Raw genomic sequence first — 12,754 nt, 5'->3', positions numbered from 1 at the left:
CACCAATAAGTATAAAAGAGAGTCGAATCTAAGGAAACACTCCTAGAAACAATGATTTTTTTTAATCGTTCTTTTATAAAGATTGCTTTAGTAAAAAACACAATTGATTTATATAAATTTGTTAAGAAATATTTTCTTCTTAACAAGAGTAATTCTTTATAAAATAGCCTCGAAAAAACATTTTTATAAAAGCTAATAGCAAAAGAAAAGGATTCGCATTAATTAAGTCATCAGTATAAGATGCATTTTCAGGAATTTTATACAAACGCTCTGATTTTTTAAATGGGAATAGTGTGATTGTATTAAAACATTTAGAAAGATGCGTTATTTCTAAATCCAAAAATTTTCACCGGGTTTAAAAGGGAAATTATTTGTAAAGATAAAGACATCAACATTTTTTTATTAGCTATCATCTTTGGTACTTTTTTTTGCTATGTATGCAAGCTTCTTGATTCTATAATTTCTTTAAAAAATCAATACGTTGACTCTCTTTATTATACATGTCATATGTTTCATATCATATTTAATTTCTTTATCTTTCCAAAACCTTATAAATTCTTTTATTTTCTTTAAATTATCATGAATATTACGTTCATAATTTCCAACATTCAAAATAAAATCACAGCCATCTAAATCAGAGTCAATATAACCAAGGATAACAGGCAAACCATAAGCAACATATTCTCTTACTTTCAAAGCAGAAGCTTCTTTCATATTTTTTTTATGCAATGACAGTGTACCGATTGCTATATTCATCTTAGAATATAGCTCAGCCACAGCGTTATTTGCAAAAAACCCATAAAATGTTACGCGGATTCAACTCTGAATCAGGCAGGAAATTCCAGTTCTTGCAAATGATTTTTTCATTGCCTGGAATGGTGTTTGAAAGCCGAGTGCCTTTCTAGGTCTATTATTAAGTTTTTCCATCATGTTGTAAAAGAAAATGAAGTCACTTCTTTAAAGTCTGTATCTTTAGGAAAATATTGTCTAATCAGTCCATTAGTATTTTCATTTAACCCTCGCTCCCATGAAGAATAAGGGTGGGCAAAATAAAATGCTGTATCAAGAGCTTTGCTTACCTGCTCATGATAAGCAAACTAATACCATTGTATATCGGTAATACTAATGTGAAAGAGAGTTTACTGTCTCTCAACCTGATCGCTACTATGTGTGGTGATATTACCTATATTGCCACCAAGGAATACATGGTTATATTGTCAAATTAGTCATTGACTTATTCTCTAGGCAAATTGTTGGCTGGTCGATGGATGAGCGAATGAAAGCCAAGCTAGTCAATGATGCTTTACTGATGGCCATATGGAAGCGTAAACCAATGGATGGATTGCTTTGGCATACTGACCGAGGTAGCCAATATGCCTCTGATAGTCATAGAAAAATATTGTCGGATCAAGGGAAACAGTTTGTGAAGTACGCATGGAATAATTCAGTCTAAAGCTTAAAGGAAATTCTGGGACAATGCTGTTTCAGAGAGCTTCTTTCATAGTTTGAAAACTGAATTGACGCACCATTGTCGATTCAAAACCAGAGTAGAAAGCAAAGCAGGCAATATTTGAATATATTGAGGTATTTTATAATCGGGAGCGACTTCATTCGGCTAATGATTATTTGTCACCAGTCGATTATGAAATACAGCAGGAAATAGCTTAAATCGATTGATTGAAGAGGGGTAAAAGGCGACATAAATGCCGCCCATTACCGTTGACGGCCATCGGCTCCTCAGCCTGTGCCGTGAAGATATTGTAACAGGATCATTACCGTTGTGAAAATACCTTGGGTGAATGGAACGGCTCTATCGTTCCAGAGGGCAAAGCCCTTTCTCTTCATCTGTTTAAAGTTAACATGAGAAACTAAAATGATAGGAAATACAAAATGACAAAAATCACTTGAAACAGCCAAAATCACTTGAACTTGCTCTTCAAGAATCAGCTGGTTGACCCTTTGATATTAACTTTCGTTAAGTGGGTAGCTTTAAAACCTTTCTGGTTGGCACTTTATTTCTTTAATTGAGACTTCAAGCTCTCTGCCAAGTACGTGTGCAAATTTTTCTAAGGTAGACAAACGGATATCTTCTGCATGATTTTCAATTCTGGAAATTGCTGATTTCTTTGTATTCAATTTTTCAGCTAATTGTTCTTGGGTCAAACCAGAAGATTCCCTTGCTTGCCGTAAAACAGCACCAATTTTAAAAGCTTGGTAACCATCATTAAAATTTTCAGCAAACTCACTATCTCTTTCTTTTCTTTTGACAATGTATTTTTTTAAGTCACTCATAAAATCACCTTCTCCTCAAATAGTCTTTCTTACGTTTTTCTGCTATTTTGATTTCTTTCTTTGGTGTTTTTTGTGTCTTTTTTTGAAAGGCATGATTCAAAACAACTAAACGTTGATCATCAAGAAATCCTAAAACTCTAAAGATATTGTTACCTACTTGAATTCTAATTTACCAACTTCTTGAAGTATTGAACTGGAACAACATCAATTTCTTCAATAAGTTGCATAACCCAAGTAGCTTTTTGTGCTTGCTTAGCTGTTAATGAATCTAAGAACTCTTCAACTGGACAAAAATCAGATTCTGTTCGATAAAAATGAATTTCTCTCATTTGTTAAGGTTAACAAATAAGTGAACCTCATGCAATGCAATCAAAAAATTCTCATCCTAGTATTGAATCCCCCACCGGTCAAAGTCAGTGTGATATAATATTTTATTCACCCAAGCTACAGACAAACGGGCAGAAAACACGCTAAAATGATTTATAGGGATTTTTATGGAAGAAAAACCTCGCGCCGATTATGACAGCCCATGGAAAGAAGCCATTGAGCATTTATTTGTGGATTTTATGGGCTTTTTCTTTGTCAATATCAGTCAGGAGATTGACTGGAACAGACCTTATGAGTTTTTAGACAAAGAACTGGAAAAAATTAACCGTGATGCCCAAATTGGACGACGCTATGCTGATAAACTGGTCAAGGTCTGGCTAAAAAACGGACACTGTACTTGGGTATTGATTCATATTGAAGTACAAAGCCAATATGACCCTGATTTTGAAAAACGCATGTATGTCTATAATTTTCGCATTCTTGAGCGTTATAACAAAGAGGTGGTCAGCCTGGCTATTTTGACCCATGAGCCCAGACCACAGCGCAGTCACCATAAACAGGGGGAATATCAGCGCAAACTCTGGGGCTGTGAAACCCGCTTTACGTTCCCAGTAATAAAGCTCTGGGATTATAAGCAACGCTGGGCCGAACTGGAACAAAGCGACAACTTATTCGCCATAGTTGTCATGGCCCACTTGCAAGCGTTGGCGAACAAGCACAAGCCACAACAACTCAAAGAGTCCAAGCTGGGTTTGATGAAAGGTTTATATCAGCGAGGACTCGCACGTGAGCAAATTCTTGAGCTGTTTTGCTTTATTGACTGGTTAATGGTATTACCCAAAGCGCTAGAAAATGCATTAACCCTTGAATTAGAGAAACTGGAAGAGGAAAACCAAATGAACTATGTCACTTCTTTTGAGCGAAAAGGGCTTGAACAGGGTATTGAACAAGGGCTTGAACAAGGGCTTGAACAAGGGCTTGAACAAGGGCTTGAACAAGGGCTTGAAAGAGAAAAGATACTCTTATTACGCCTGATCCGACGCCGCTTTGATGAACAAACAGCATTTCAGGCACAGGTCAGTATTTCTAAGGCCAGCTCTGCTGACACACTGGAAATCATCAGTGATTGGATCATCGATTATGGCGATGGTACGCAGTTTCTAGAAAAATTGGACAGTCTGTACTGAGTATACGTCGATTAAGCAACGGATTGAGCAAGTCACTGAAACAAGCAATGCTAGTCACTCAAGCCCACCCCTGCCGTTAAGCTATTATCATTTATTGGCAACTCACTCAAAGAGAATGGCATTGCATTTGCTTTGCAAAATTATCTCGAACTGGCAGACTGGACAGGTCGTATTGTCAGGGCGGACAAGCAGGGTTCGATTGATGCCAATACGCCCAGCATTTTGCAAAAACTGCAACTTAATGAGGACACTTAGATGGGAACCGTTCAGGGCTATTCTAAAGGCTTTCATTCCTTTGTCTGGCCTGAAGAATAATTAAAATCACTCTGCAAAAAACAGAATAAACATTGGGTGCGAGGGATTAATTATTGCCGGAAATTGTTTAAAAGCAATCATTCCACGTTTATCACATCTCCTGAATTCAGCTCTTAAAACTAATCGATTTGTTTTTTTAGGCTATCATGCAAAGCCTTGCAGGGAGAGTTTTGCCTGAATTTTACTGTTTCTGCTCTTATTAGGGGAATTTATATTTTTTATTGATTTTAAACTTTCATGGAGCGTCCATATATGGCTCTTTGTACTTAAACTGATAGCTACGTCGGGTATTATTTTTGCTTACAGCTTGTAGATAGTAGTCAATATCAGCCATTTTCTTCTTTCTATGATGCTTTAAGTAATAATGGCTTCACTTCTTTATGGGTTTGCAGGGCATGCCATAACTCCCAGTTACGCTGCAGGTTAAGCCAGAATTGAGGCGTATTACCCAATGCTTCACTCAAGGTCAAAGCTGAATCGGCACTGACACCCCGTTTGCCGTTAATAATTTCATTCAAGCGTGCGTAAGTCCAGCCAATATGCTGAGAAAATTGTGTTTGTGTCATACCAGCCGGTTCAAGGAATTCTTTTAACAACATTTCCCCTGGATGGGTTGGTGGTCTTTTTTTAGGTAGCATGGTTCATTATCCTTTATGGTAATCGTCAACATAAACATCATAGGCATTTTTTTGAGCTTCATCCCATTTGAATATCACTCGCCATTGTTTATTGATGCGGACACTAAAATACTCACTCAAGTCACCTGATAATGGTTCAAAGCGATTTCCAGGTGGTATTTTCATATCTTCAAGAGTCTCGGCAGCATCAAGCTGATCCATCAACCTGCAAGCTTTGCTATGGAGAAACTCAGGAATTTTCCTAGCTTTCTTTAAGCTTATACCATCATAAATGTCTTGTGTTGTTTGATTGGCAATACTAGTAATCATAAGAATACTATATATCGGTATTTGATATAGTTCAAGTAAAATATATTTTTTGACCTGCAGCTAACGTCCCAAGGGAGCTATAGTCACCTTTTTAAGAACTTACGTTAAAAGTGAGAAAGCGGCCATTCAAAACCAGAGAATATTCATTTTTTAGGGTTCATTCAAATGACAAAGTTGCAGACTATAGTGGACCCCAAAAACTTAACAATAGGTTAAGATATAAGAGCTAACCTAACGGGGAACAAAAAAATGAGCACTAAAATAGAACACATATTGACAATAGTTTGACTTGTATGCCATAGTGGCACCTACACTCTGAAATCAAATATAAAAGTGAAATTATGACTAGCAAAACACAACGTAAAGAAACCCGTTTGATTGCACGAACCTCCACAGAGATACAACAAATCATACAACGAGCAGCTAATTACTCCGGCACAAGCCTCTCACAATTCCTTATAGAGTCTGCAATGGAAAAAGCGCGTAATGTAATAGAGCAAAGCGAAACATTACACCTATCCATGATGGGTACAGATACTCTATTTACAGCCTTGGATAATCCCCCCAAAGCAAATAAGAAACTGCTCAAGGCCGCCCAGCACTACAGTGATACTGTGAATGTCCATAATAATTGAAGCCATAAACCAACAGCATGATCGCAAAGCATTTGATTGTGGTATTGAAAAATTAAATCAGTTCTTACAACAACAAGCACGACAGAAGGCTATAAAGCACATTTCAAAAACCTATGTAGCCTGTCGAAACGCCTCACCCCATACAATCATCGGTTATCAAACACTGACTGGATACTCAGTTATCACACCACCAGCCCACAAGCATTATAAAAAATATCCTCAGCCACTCAATGCAGTAAAATTGGCCCGTCTCGCTGTGGATCGATCACAACAAGGGCAAGGTCTAGGTGAACGATTATTAATTGATGCCATTTATAGAACAGTGTTAGTCGCACAACAAATCTCAGCCATAGGCTTGTTTGTTGACCCAATGCCCCCGCAAGTTACTCCCTTTTATCAGCAATATGGTTTTTTATCAGCGGATCCTGATGATGATTCTCGCCATGAAATGTGGCTACCAATTAAAACCTGTATTGAGATTAGTAGCACTTTACTCTGAGTAATAGCAAACAAACTTTACAGTTCATCAGCAAAGCTCAATACATTACGACTATTTTGAAAGCCCACACAATATCCTAGTAAGCTGCCATGCAGGATAAGTTTAAGCACTTTAGTTTCATTAGTTGCTTATCTCAATAAAAGCAATAAATAATTTTTAGCCTAAATACACCTAATTTTTATGGCGAGATCACTCTTCGACATGGAGTTTACAAGCACCAAGAATACGGATTATCCCCATGAGACATGGAAATGCATCCCAAGGGCACTTACTCTGGGCGTATAATTACTACATGATTGAGGATTTTAGTTACATCTCTGAACAAAGAGAATGAAGCCTGCATTGCCAAGTATCATGAGCATATTAGCCTCTCCTTTAAAATAAAGCCTCTACCGGATCACTCTTTACTTCAATAGCCTGTGTGATTGCAACAGGTAAACCATTTTTTTTCTCTAAAGCATCTCTTAGAGCTTGTGCTTCAACGACTAATGCTTGTTGTGGATTATGCTTAAAAAAGGCTTGCCGAATTAATGCCATGGTTTTTTCATAAAGTTGTTCATAAGGCAGCTCTTCGCCTTCTAATTGGGGATGGACTTCAATATAAATTTTATTATTCAGCCAGCCTACTTTTACCGGCTGGTTCACAATATTGACTGGCATGCCTACTTTGACCTCTGGAAATAATTTTTCAATATCTTCGGGATACATTCTGACACAGCCATGGCTGACCCGCATACCGACACCATAGGGCTTGTTTGTGCCATGAATTAAATAGCCGGGGATGCCCAGGCGCAAGGCAAATAAACCTAAGGGGTTATCCGGGCCGGCAGGTACAACATCGGGTAGGATTTCACCCTTTTCTGCATGTTCTTTTTTGATTGAAGCAGGTGGCGTCCAAGTGGGATTGGCGCGTTTAGTGACAATTTTGGTTTGCCCCAGCGGTGTATTCCAATCCTGGCGACCAATGCTCACGGGATGGGTACTCACTGTTTTGCCATCAGCGGGAAAATAATACAGCCGATATTCAGGTAAATTAAGCGTCAAACCTTTTCTTGGCGTGTCAGGTAATACTCGACTACTGGGGATTAAAATTTGTTTTTTTGTACCGGGGAGCCAACGATCAACATCAGGATTAACCAGCAAAATTTCATTTTGACCAATGTTATAGCGTCGTGCCACATCTAATAAGGTGTCTTCCTCATTAGCGGTCGTATAAAAAGGCGTTTCAGGCACCAGCCCCACGACACTTTCATTCGGATTGTCCGGCAAATTAAACACACTGGCCCAAAGTGCCCCATTGCCCAGACTAGCGAGTAAGGCCAGCATTAAACACAAAAACAATTTCATTATAAATCCAACTCTCATTTAGCCGAAAATCATCTATTGATTGGCCAAGATAAATATTTACTTAATTTCTACAAAAGAATACACTGTTTTGCAACAAAAATTGCAATATACCCATGACACTTGGAAATGTAGCGAGGCATTTTGACTAAAAGCCGATTGATTGTATAAGTACTACATGATTGAGGCTTTTAGTTAAACCTAAAATAACGAAGCCTGCATTTCCAAGTGTCATGGGTATACAACAGCCCTAAATCGATATCACGAGTATAATGTATGAAAGCTAAAATTGGTATTATCACTGCATCTGATCGCGCCAGCGCCGGTATTTATGAAGATCTATCCGGACAGGCTATTATTGACACCATGACAGATTATTTGACCTCTGAATGGGAGCCTGTTTATCGTGTGATTCCCGATGTTCAAGCAGATTTAGAACAAACCATGATCGAGCTAGCCGATCAGGAACAGTGCTGTTTAATTGTTACCACTGGTGGCACAGGCCCTGCTAAACGTGATGTCACACCCGAAGCAACTGAAAATATTTGTGAAAAAATGATGCCCGGCTTTGGTGAGCTCATGCGTCAGGTGAGCTTACAATATGTAGCGACTGCTATTCTTTCTCGTCAAACAGCAGGGATTCGTGGGCAGTCATTGATCGTCAATTTGCCGGGCAAGCCTAAGTCCATTAGAGAATGTCTGGATGCAGTTTTTCCTGCTATTCCTTATTGCATTGATCTGATTGACGGGCCATTTCTTGAATGCGATGAAAGCGTGATTAAAGCCTTTCGTCCGAAAAAATAAATTAGTGCATATAGCTATATCCATCCGCTTGTAAGCGGATAATTTCAGCATCAGCCATAGGCACCATTTGCACGAAGCCATGAATATTTTCCGGTTCATAGTGTAATAATTTAGCCGAGGCACGACACATTCTAAATTCGATTGCTGTGCCGACAGTCAAACTTTGTGCCCGTGCCATCATATCTTGATGCTGCTGGGTTTTATCAATAGCAAAAAATGGAATCGCCTCGCCGTGGATCACCACCACAATCGACGCATCAAAGGTATCTGAACCGTACAGCTTATTAAGATAGGCAAGCCTGTCCAACACACGAATAAGATATTCCTTGTCTCCCGAAATCATATCATAGAGCACTTTTTCCGGTTTATATTGGATATCCAAAACATCTGCTGAACCCCAGGGGGCAGTTTCGGTCAGTACATTACTGGCATAGACCATCGTCCCACTACAAAAATAACAAACCAATAATAACAATAATCTTTGTGCTATTTTTTTTATCATTAATTTAAATCCCCATTATTGACTAGCTGATAGACTCAGCGTTTCGTTTGTAAAATATTCAGATTCAAGCGCTGTCGATCATCAAATAAGCGCTTGGATATCATCCATACCGCTAACATGATACCAAAGCCCGTTCCGGCAGCTATTAGAAAAAATATCAAGATCTGATATTTAACCGCTTCCACTGGCGGTGTGCCTGATAAAATTTGTCCGGTCATCATCCCCGGCAAACTTACCAGTCCCGCAATTGCCATGGAATTTATAATGGGGATCATGCCAGTGCGAATACTTTCTGCGCGTATTTCCTGAATGGCTTCTTGATAACTTTGCCCTAACATCAGCCGCTGTTCAATCACCAGTCGTTGCTGGTATACACTCTGATTTAATTTGTCCATTCCCAAAGAAATTCCATTCATGGTATTGCCCAATAACATCCCTAATAGAGGAATGGCATATTGTGGTGAATACCAGGGTGTGGGAGCAACAATCACCATGAGCGTTAGCAATGCCATGGTAAAAGATGAAATAAACAAGGCACTGGTGCCAATTTTAAAACCAATCCAACGTCTTAAAGGATATTTTTGCCGAGAGTTAATTTCAAAGCCTGCCACTAATAACATTATTGTGGCAATACTGGCTAAGAGGAATAAGTTGTCACTATTGAAAATAATTTTTAATACATAGCCAATCAGTAAGAGCTGAATCACATTACGCGTGGCGGCGATAAGCAATTGCTTGCTGATATTAAGTTTTAACAAAAAGCTGGTGATGGCTAATAATATAATCATCACCGAGGCAATGGCCAGATCCCAGGCCGTTAAATGTATCATAATATTGAGTCCTGTTGAATGGCATCTGGCAGCAATGCTATTAGCTCATAACGGTCTTTTTCAAGCACTAATAACTGCTGGCAAACTCGCTGTAATTGCACTTTATCATGGCTGATCCAAACAATCGGTATTTGGTGTTTCTGCTGATAGTCATTGATTAGCCATTCCAATTGCGCACGATTTTCAGAGTCTAAATTGGCACTGGGTTCATCCAGTAATAATGCCTCAGGCTGATTCATTAAGAGCCGGATACAGGCCAGTCGTTGTTTTTCACCACTGGATAAATGACTGATCTGCCAGTCCATTACTGCTTCTTTAAAACCCAAATGAGCAAATAAGGCCTCATCATAGTGGGTAAAATGTTCTCCCACGGTTTCACACCACCACTGACTTTCTGCGGGCAACAAGGCCACTTTACGCCGCCATTGTTGAGCTGAAATAGTTTGTGATTCAATATTATCTAAAAAGATTTCACCCTCATGGGCCAACATATCTGCCAATGCTTTAAGCAATACCGACTTGCCTATGCCTGATGGCCCGGTTAAACCTAGGCAAGTACCCGCAGGCACAGAAAAATCAAAGGATTGACTAAAATTAGGCGAAATTGCAGATAAATTCAGTTTTTTTACCGTCAGATCGGGCATATAGACTCTATTAACATAAATTAAAAAAATAAGCGATTGATTGTAATGCATCCCCTGCCACTATGCTATATTAGACAACCCTCTTTACACAATGAAGATTAAACCTAAAAAAATTCAACCATGAACCAATACCCAGTCTGGTTAAACCCTGATGACAGCAACTTAGAATTTCCACACCCTGATAATGCCCTGACTGATCCAGACGGCTTATTGGCGGTCGGCGGTGATTTATCACCTCAGCGCATCATCAGTGCCTATCTACAAGGTATTTTCCCCTGGTATAGTCATGGCCAGCCCATTTTATGGTGGAGTCCTAATCCCAGAGCAGTATTATTTCCAGAAAAGCTGCATATTTCAAAAAGCCTCAAAAAGCTGATCCGTCAACAAGTTTTTAGCACCACAATGGATCAGGCATTTGAACAGGTGATCAGCGCCTGTGCGCAAACCGCACGAAAAGATCAGGATGGTACCTGGATCACCGATGAAATGCGGCAAGCCTATTTACACTTACATCACTTAGGTATTGCTCATAGTGCTGAATATTGGCATAAGGGGCAATTAGTCGGTGGACTCTATGGTTTGTCTCTGGGCAAGGTTTTTTTTGGTGAATCGATGTTTTCCCATCAAAGCAATGCTTCCAAGCTTGCCTTTGTGCATCTGCTGGACGAACTGACAAAATCCGGCTATGCTTTAATAGACTGTCAGGTAACCACTGACCACTTATTAAGTTTAGGCGCTGAAGAAATTTCCAGAGCGCAGTTTCTTGAACTCATTAAACAGCATGCCCAAGCATATATAAAAGATGTAGAGGAATTAGTGCATGGATAATATGAATGTCTGATATGGATCGCAATTTTTTAAAAAAACCGATTAATTTATACTTGTCAGCCGATCACGATTGTAGTTATTTACCTGATCGTCAGGCCAATAGCCTATTTGTCGATCCTGAACGCGAATTAACGGCTGAAATATATTCCGAACTGATCCAGCAAGGTTTTCGTCGTAGCGGTAGCTATATCTATACGCCGTATTGTAAGAAATGTCAGGAATGCACGCCGGTACGTTTAAACGTACAAAATTTTCTTCTCAGCCGTTCTCAAAAACGCTGTAAAAATAAAAACAAGCTCATCACGATTGAAGAAAAATCCCCTCTTTATGATGCTGAACACTATCAAATGTATGCCGATTATGTGCGTTCCAGACATGCAGGCGGTGGTATGGATGAGCCGGATGATGATAAATATCTGGAGTTTCTAACTTCAAAATGGAGTGAGACCGCATTCTTTGAAATGCGTGAAGAAGGACAATTATTAGGCGTCGCGGTCACCGACATTGTCGATGATGGTCTGTCTGCTGTTTATACTTTTTTTAATCCCGCTGATGAATATAAAAGCCGCAGTCTGGGTGTTTTTTCGGTATTATGGCAAGTAGAAGAAGCCCAGCGTCGCGGACTACAATGGCTCTATCTTGGCTATTGGATTAAAGACTGCCAGAAAATGAGTTATAAAGAAAACTATCAACCACTGGAATATTACTATAATCATAGCTGGCACGATGCTCCTCTTAGTTTGCTTTAACATGTATTAACAAGTCATTGTTATACTGACACTTTAGCTAACATCCTTAACAAGCAAGCAAGATAAGGATCTGATTTAACATCAAATTTTATTCAAAATATCTCACAGCATTTAACAAAACCGCTAAAGCTTATTCTACTGAGGACGATAATAAAGTTAATCGCAGCACTTCTTCAGTCAGTCAATTCAGGTATGTGAATGCTTAGTAAAATAAATCACTTAACAGTGAGGTATGAACAGCAACATGGTTTCAGGCCTAATCTATTATTTGTTAATAGCGCACAACTCGCACTACTACAAGAACAATTATCTGAGCCGGATATTGAAATTCTCGCTCAACTGATCGGCATGGGCATTGTCATTGTCGAAGCCACTGAAAAACCTTATGTTTCTTGGGCACAAATCCCCTGGAGACATTCTAAAACCGCTTAAGTTCAAAGAAAAAACCTTTTTCCCCACTAATTATCAATTAAATAGTAATAAAGTATTGCTAATTTTTTCTAATTGGGGCACTATTCACGCCTTGAAATTCCAGTTTAAACGAATTATTAACATTAGATATAGAGATTTATGGCAAAAGAAGAAGGTATTGAAATGGAAGGCACTGTGATTGACACATTGCCAAACACCATGTTCCGCGTAGAGCTTGAAAACGGTCACGTAGTGACTGCACACATTTCAGGTAAAATGAGAAAAAACTATATTCGTATTCTGACGGGTGATAAGGTAACAGTGCAACTGACACCTTATGATTTAAGCAAGGGTCGTATTACCTATCGTGCTAAATAAATACTAGTCAACAAAAAAGCCCGCACCATTTATTTAATGGTGTGGGCTTTTTTTATTGCTAG

19 protein-coding genes and 2 pseudogenes are annotated in these 12,754 nt (G+C 39.0%); 10 read left to right on the top strand and 11 right to left on the bottom strand.

Features of this window, described 5'->3' with window-relative positions:
• Positions 1–465 precede the first annotated feature (465 nt).
• Together JEU79_RS10765 and JEU79_RS28520 are read right to left on the bottom strand one after the other, a co-directional pair.
• Positions 466–756, bottom strand: coding sequence for a hypothetical protein (locus JEU79_RS10765; protein WP_198264123.1), 291 nt, complete (start codon positions 754–756; stop codon positions 466–468).
• A 60-nt stretch (positions 757–816) separates the two neighbouring features.
• A pseudogene (locus tag JEU79_RS28520) lies at positions 817–1,097 on the bottom strand (IS30 family transposase); the annotation flags it as partial.
• A gap of 32 nt (positions 1,098–1,129) precedes the next feature.
• Here JEU79_RS28520 and JEU79_RS26325 point away from each other — a divergent pair.
• Positions 1,130–1,668: pseudogene (locus tag JEU79_RS26325) on the top strand (IS3 family transposase); the annotation flags it as partial.
• Between the two features lie 321 nt (positions 1,669–1,989).
• On the opposite strand, the gene JEU79_RS10745 reads toward JEU79_RS26325, so the two are convergent.
• The 3 genes from JEU79_RS10745 to JEU79_RS28000 are packed head-to-tail and all read right to left on the bottom strand — an operon-like array spanning position 1,990 to position 2,621.
• A complete protein-coding gene (locus tag JEU79_RS10745) occupies positions 1,990–2,292 on the bottom strand; it encodes a helix-turn-helix domain-containing protein (protein ID WP_198264122.1) in 303 nt (100 codons plus the stop codon).
• Between the two features lie 4 nt (positions 2,293–2,296).
• Positions 2,297–2,437 (bottom strand): type II toxin-antitoxin system RelE/ParE family toxin, encoded by a 141-nt coding sequence (locus JEU79_RS28005; RefSeq protein WP_343075007.1) that lies wholly within the window; start codon positions 2,435–2,437, stop codon positions 2,297–2,299.
• 19 nt (positions 2,438–2,456) lie between these two features.
• Entirely contained in the window at positions 2,457–2,621 is a 165-nt protein-coding gene (locus JEU79_RS28000; protein ID WP_343074960.1) for a hypothetical protein, read from the bottom strand.
• Positions 2,622–2,786: 165 nt separating this feature from the next.
• Here JEU79_RS28000 and JEU79_RS10735 point away from each other — a divergent pair, with 165 nt between their 5' ends.
• Together JEU79_RS10735 and JEU79_RS27425 are read left to right on the top strand one after the other, a co-directional pair.
• On the top strand, positions 2,787–3,806 hold the full coding sequence (locus JEU79_RS10735) for an RpnC/YadD family protein (protein ID WP_198264121.1): 1,020 nt from the start codon (positions 2,787–2,789) through the stop codon (positions 3,804–3,806).
• 132 nt (positions 3,807–3,938) lie between these two features.
• Entirely contained in the window at positions 3,939–4,061 is a 123-nt protein-coding gene (locus tag JEU79_RS27425) for a hypothetical protein (protein ID WP_281400864.1), read from the top strand.
• Between the two features lie 404 nt (positions 4,062–4,465).
• Here JEU79_RS27425 and JEU79_RS10730 read toward each other — a convergent pair whose 3' ends face one another.
• Positions 4,466–4,759 carry a HigA family addiction module antitoxin gene (locus JEU79_RS10730; protein WP_198264120.1) on the bottom strand — a complete coding sequence of 98 codons (294 nt, stop codon included), beginning with the start codon at positions 4,757–4,759 and terminating at the stop codon, positions 4,466–4,468.
• A gap of 6 nt (positions 4,760–4,765) precedes the next feature.
• On the bottom strand, positions 4,766–5,068 hold the full coding sequence (locus JEU79_RS10725; protein WP_198264119.1) for a type II toxin-antitoxin system RelE/ParE family toxin: 303 nt from the start codon (positions 5,066–5,068) through the stop codon (positions 4,766–4,768).
• Positions 5,069–5,409: 341 nt separating this feature from the next.
• Between JEU79_RS10725 and JEU79_RS10720 the strand changes: the two genes are divergently transcribed.
• Both JEU79_RS10720 and JEU79_RS10715 read left to right on the top strand, forming a co-directional pair.
• Positions 5,410–5,703 (top strand): type II toxin-antitoxin system TacA family antitoxin, encoded by a 294-nt coding sequence (locus JEU79_RS10720; protein ID WP_198264118.1) that lies wholly within the window; start codon positions 5,410–5,412, stop codon positions 5,701–5,703.
• Positions 5,687–6,202 (top strand): GNAT family N-acetyltransferase, encoded by a 516-nt coding sequence (locus tag JEU79_RS10715; RefSeq protein ID WP_198264117.1) that lies wholly within the window; start codon positions 5,687–5,689, stop codon positions 6,200–6,202. Before JEU79_RS10720 ends, JEU79_RS10715 begins: the two co-directional genes overlap by 17 nt.
• A 375-nt stretch (positions 6,203–6,577) precedes the next feature.
• On the opposite strand, the gene JEU79_RS10710 is transcribed toward JEU79_RS10715, so the two are convergent.
• Positions 6,578–7,549 carry a L,D-transpeptidase family protein gene (locus JEU79_RS10710; protein WP_198264116.1) on the bottom strand — a complete coding sequence of 324 codons (972 nt, stop codon included), beginning with the start codon at positions 7,547–7,549 and terminating at the stop codon, positions 6,578–6,580.
• Positions 7,550–7,822: 273 nt separating this feature from the next.
• Here JEU79_RS10710 and mog point away from each other — a divergent pair, with 273 nt between their 5' ends.
• Positions 7,823–8,350, top strand: coding sequence for a molybdopterin adenylyltransferase (gene mog, locus JEU79_RS10705; RefSeq protein ID WP_198264115.1), 528 nt, complete (start codon positions 7,823–7,825; stop codon positions 8,348–8,350).
• Position 8,351: 1 nt separating this feature from the next.
• On the opposite strand, the gene JEU79_RS10700 is transcribed toward mog, so the two are convergent.
• The 3 genes from JEU79_RS10700 to JEU79_RS10690 are packed head-to-tail and all read right to left on the bottom strand — an operon-like array spanning position 8,352 to position 10,326.
• Positions 8,352–8,852: a DsrE family protein gene (locus JEU79_RS10700; RefSeq protein ID WP_246540163.1), complete on the bottom strand. Its 501-nt coding sequence runs from the start codon at positions 8,850–8,852 to the stop codon at positions 8,352–8,354.
• A gap of 35 nt (positions 8,853–8,887) precedes the next feature.
• A complete protein-coding gene (locus JEU79_RS10695) occupies positions 8,888–9,682 on the bottom strand; it encodes an ABC transporter permease (RefSeq protein ID WP_198264114.1) in 795 nt (264 codons plus the stop codon).
• A complete protein-coding gene (locus JEU79_RS10690; protein ID WP_198264113.1) occupies positions 9,679–10,326 on the bottom strand; it encodes an ABC transporter ATP-binding protein in 648 nt (215 codons plus the stop codon). Before JEU79_RS10690 ends, JEU79_RS10695 begins: the two co-directional genes overlap by 4 nt.
• Positions 10,327–10,446: 120 nt before the next feature.
• Between JEU79_RS10690 and aat the strand changes: the two genes are divergently transcribed.
• The 4 genes from aat (at position 10,447) to infA (ending at position 12,692) form a co-directional block, all read left to right on the top strand.
• Positions 10,447–11,154, top strand: a complete 708-nt coding sequence (gene aat, locus JEU79_RS10685) for a leucyl/phenylalanyl-tRNA--protein transferase (RefSeq protein WP_198264112.1) — start codon at positions 10,447–10,449, stop codon at positions 11,152–11,154.
• Positions 11,155–11,159: 5 nt separating this feature from the next.
• A complete protein-coding gene (locus JEU79_RS10680; protein WP_246540162.1) occupies positions 11,160–11,903 on the top strand; it encodes an arginyltransferase in 744 nt (247 codons plus the stop codon).
• Positions 11,904–12,101: 198 nt separating this feature from the next.
• Positions 12,102–12,335 (top strand): hypothetical protein, encoded by a 234-nt coding sequence (locus JEU79_RS10675; RefSeq protein WP_214660549.1) that lies wholly within the window; start codon positions 12,102–12,104, stop codon positions 12,333–12,335.
• Positions 12,336–12,473: 138 nt separating this feature from the next.
• The gene (gene infA, locus JEU79_RS10670) at positions 12,474–12,692 is read left to right on the top strand and encodes a translation initiation factor IF-1 (protein WP_198264110.1); all 219 of its coding nucleotides are present in this window, start codon (positions 12,474–12,476) and stop codon (positions 12,690–12,692) included.
• Positions 12,693–12,754 lie beyond the last annotated feature (62 nt).

This window comes from sulfur-oxidizing endosymbiont of Gigantopelta aegis (genome assembly GCF_016097415.1).
Taxonomy (GTDB): domain Bacteria; phylum Pseudomonadota; class Gammaproteobacteria; order GRL18; family GRL18; genus GRL18.
This window is presented reverse-complemented; position numbering and strand designations above follow the sequence as displayed.

Excerpts from the sequence above, each read along its gene's own strand:
- JEU79_RS10675 (WP_214660549.1), top strand. The coding sequence starts at position 12,102 with ATGCTTAGTAAAATAAATCACTTAACAGTGAGGTATGAACAGCAACAT.
- JEU79_RS10690 (WP_198264113.1), bottom strand. The coding sequence starts at position 10,326 with ATGCCCGATCTGACGGTAAAAAAACTGAATTTATCTGCAATTTCGCCT.
- JEU79_RS10765 (WP_198264123.1), bottom strand. The coding sequence starts at position 756 with ATGAATATAGCAATCGGTACACTGTCATTGCATAAAAAAAATATGAAA.
- JEU79_RS10730 (WP_198264120.1), bottom strand. The coding sequence starts at position 4,759 with ATGCTACCTAAAAAAAGACCACCAACCCATCCAGGGGAAATGTTGTTA.
- JEU79_RS10735 (WP_198264121.1), top strand. The coding sequence starts at position 2,787 with ATGGAAGAAAAACCTCGCGCCGATTATGACAGCCCATGGAAAGAAGCC.
- JEU79_RS10720 (WP_198264118.1), top strand. The coding sequence starts at position 5,410 with ATGACTAGCAAAACACAACGTAAAGAAACCCGTTTGATTGCACGAACC.
- JEU79_RS10700 (WP_246540163.1), bottom strand. The coding sequence starts at position 8,852 with ATGATAAAAAAAATAGCACAAAGATTATTGTTATTATTGGTTTGTTAT.
- JEU79_RS10695 (WP_198264114.1), bottom strand. The coding sequence starts at position 9,682 with ATGATACATTTAACGGCCTGGGATCTGGCCATTGCCTCGGTGATGATT.
- JEU79_RS10710 (WP_198264116.1), bottom strand. The coding sequence starts at position 7,549 with ATGAAATTGTTTTTGTGTTTAATGCTGGCCTTACTCGCTAGTCTGGGC.
- JEU79_RS10680 (WP_246540162.1), top strand. The coding sequence starts at position 11,160 with ATGTCTGATATGGATCGCAATTTTTTAAAAAAACCGATTAATTTATAC.
- JEU79_RS10715 (WP_198264117.1), top strand. The coding sequence starts at position 5,687 with ATGTCCATAATAATTGAAGCCATAAACCAACAGCATGATCGCAAAGCA.
- JEU79_RS10745 (WP_198264122.1), bottom strand. The coding sequence starts at position 2,292 with ATGAGTGACTTAAAAAAATACATTGTCAAAAGAAAAGAAAGAGATAGT.
- mog (WP_198264115.1), top strand. The coding sequence starts at position 7,823 with ATGAAAGCTAAAATTGGTATTATCACTGCATCTGATCGCGCCAGCGCC.
- infA (WP_198264110.1), top strand. The coding sequence starts at position 12,474 with ATGGCAAAAGAAGAAGGTATTGAAATGGAAGGCACTGTGATTGACACA.
- aat (WP_198264112.1), top strand. The coding sequence starts at position 10,447 with ATGAACCAATACCCAGTCTGGTTAAACCCTGATGACAGCAACTTAGAA.
- JEU79_RS10725 (WP_198264119.1), bottom strand. The coding sequence starts at position 5,068 with ATGATTACTAGTATTGCCAATCAAACAACACAAGACATTTATGATGGT.
- JEU79_RS28000 (WP_343074960.1), bottom strand. The coding sequence starts at position 2,621 with ATGAGAGAAATTCATTTTTATCGAACAGAATCTGATTTTTGTCCAGTT.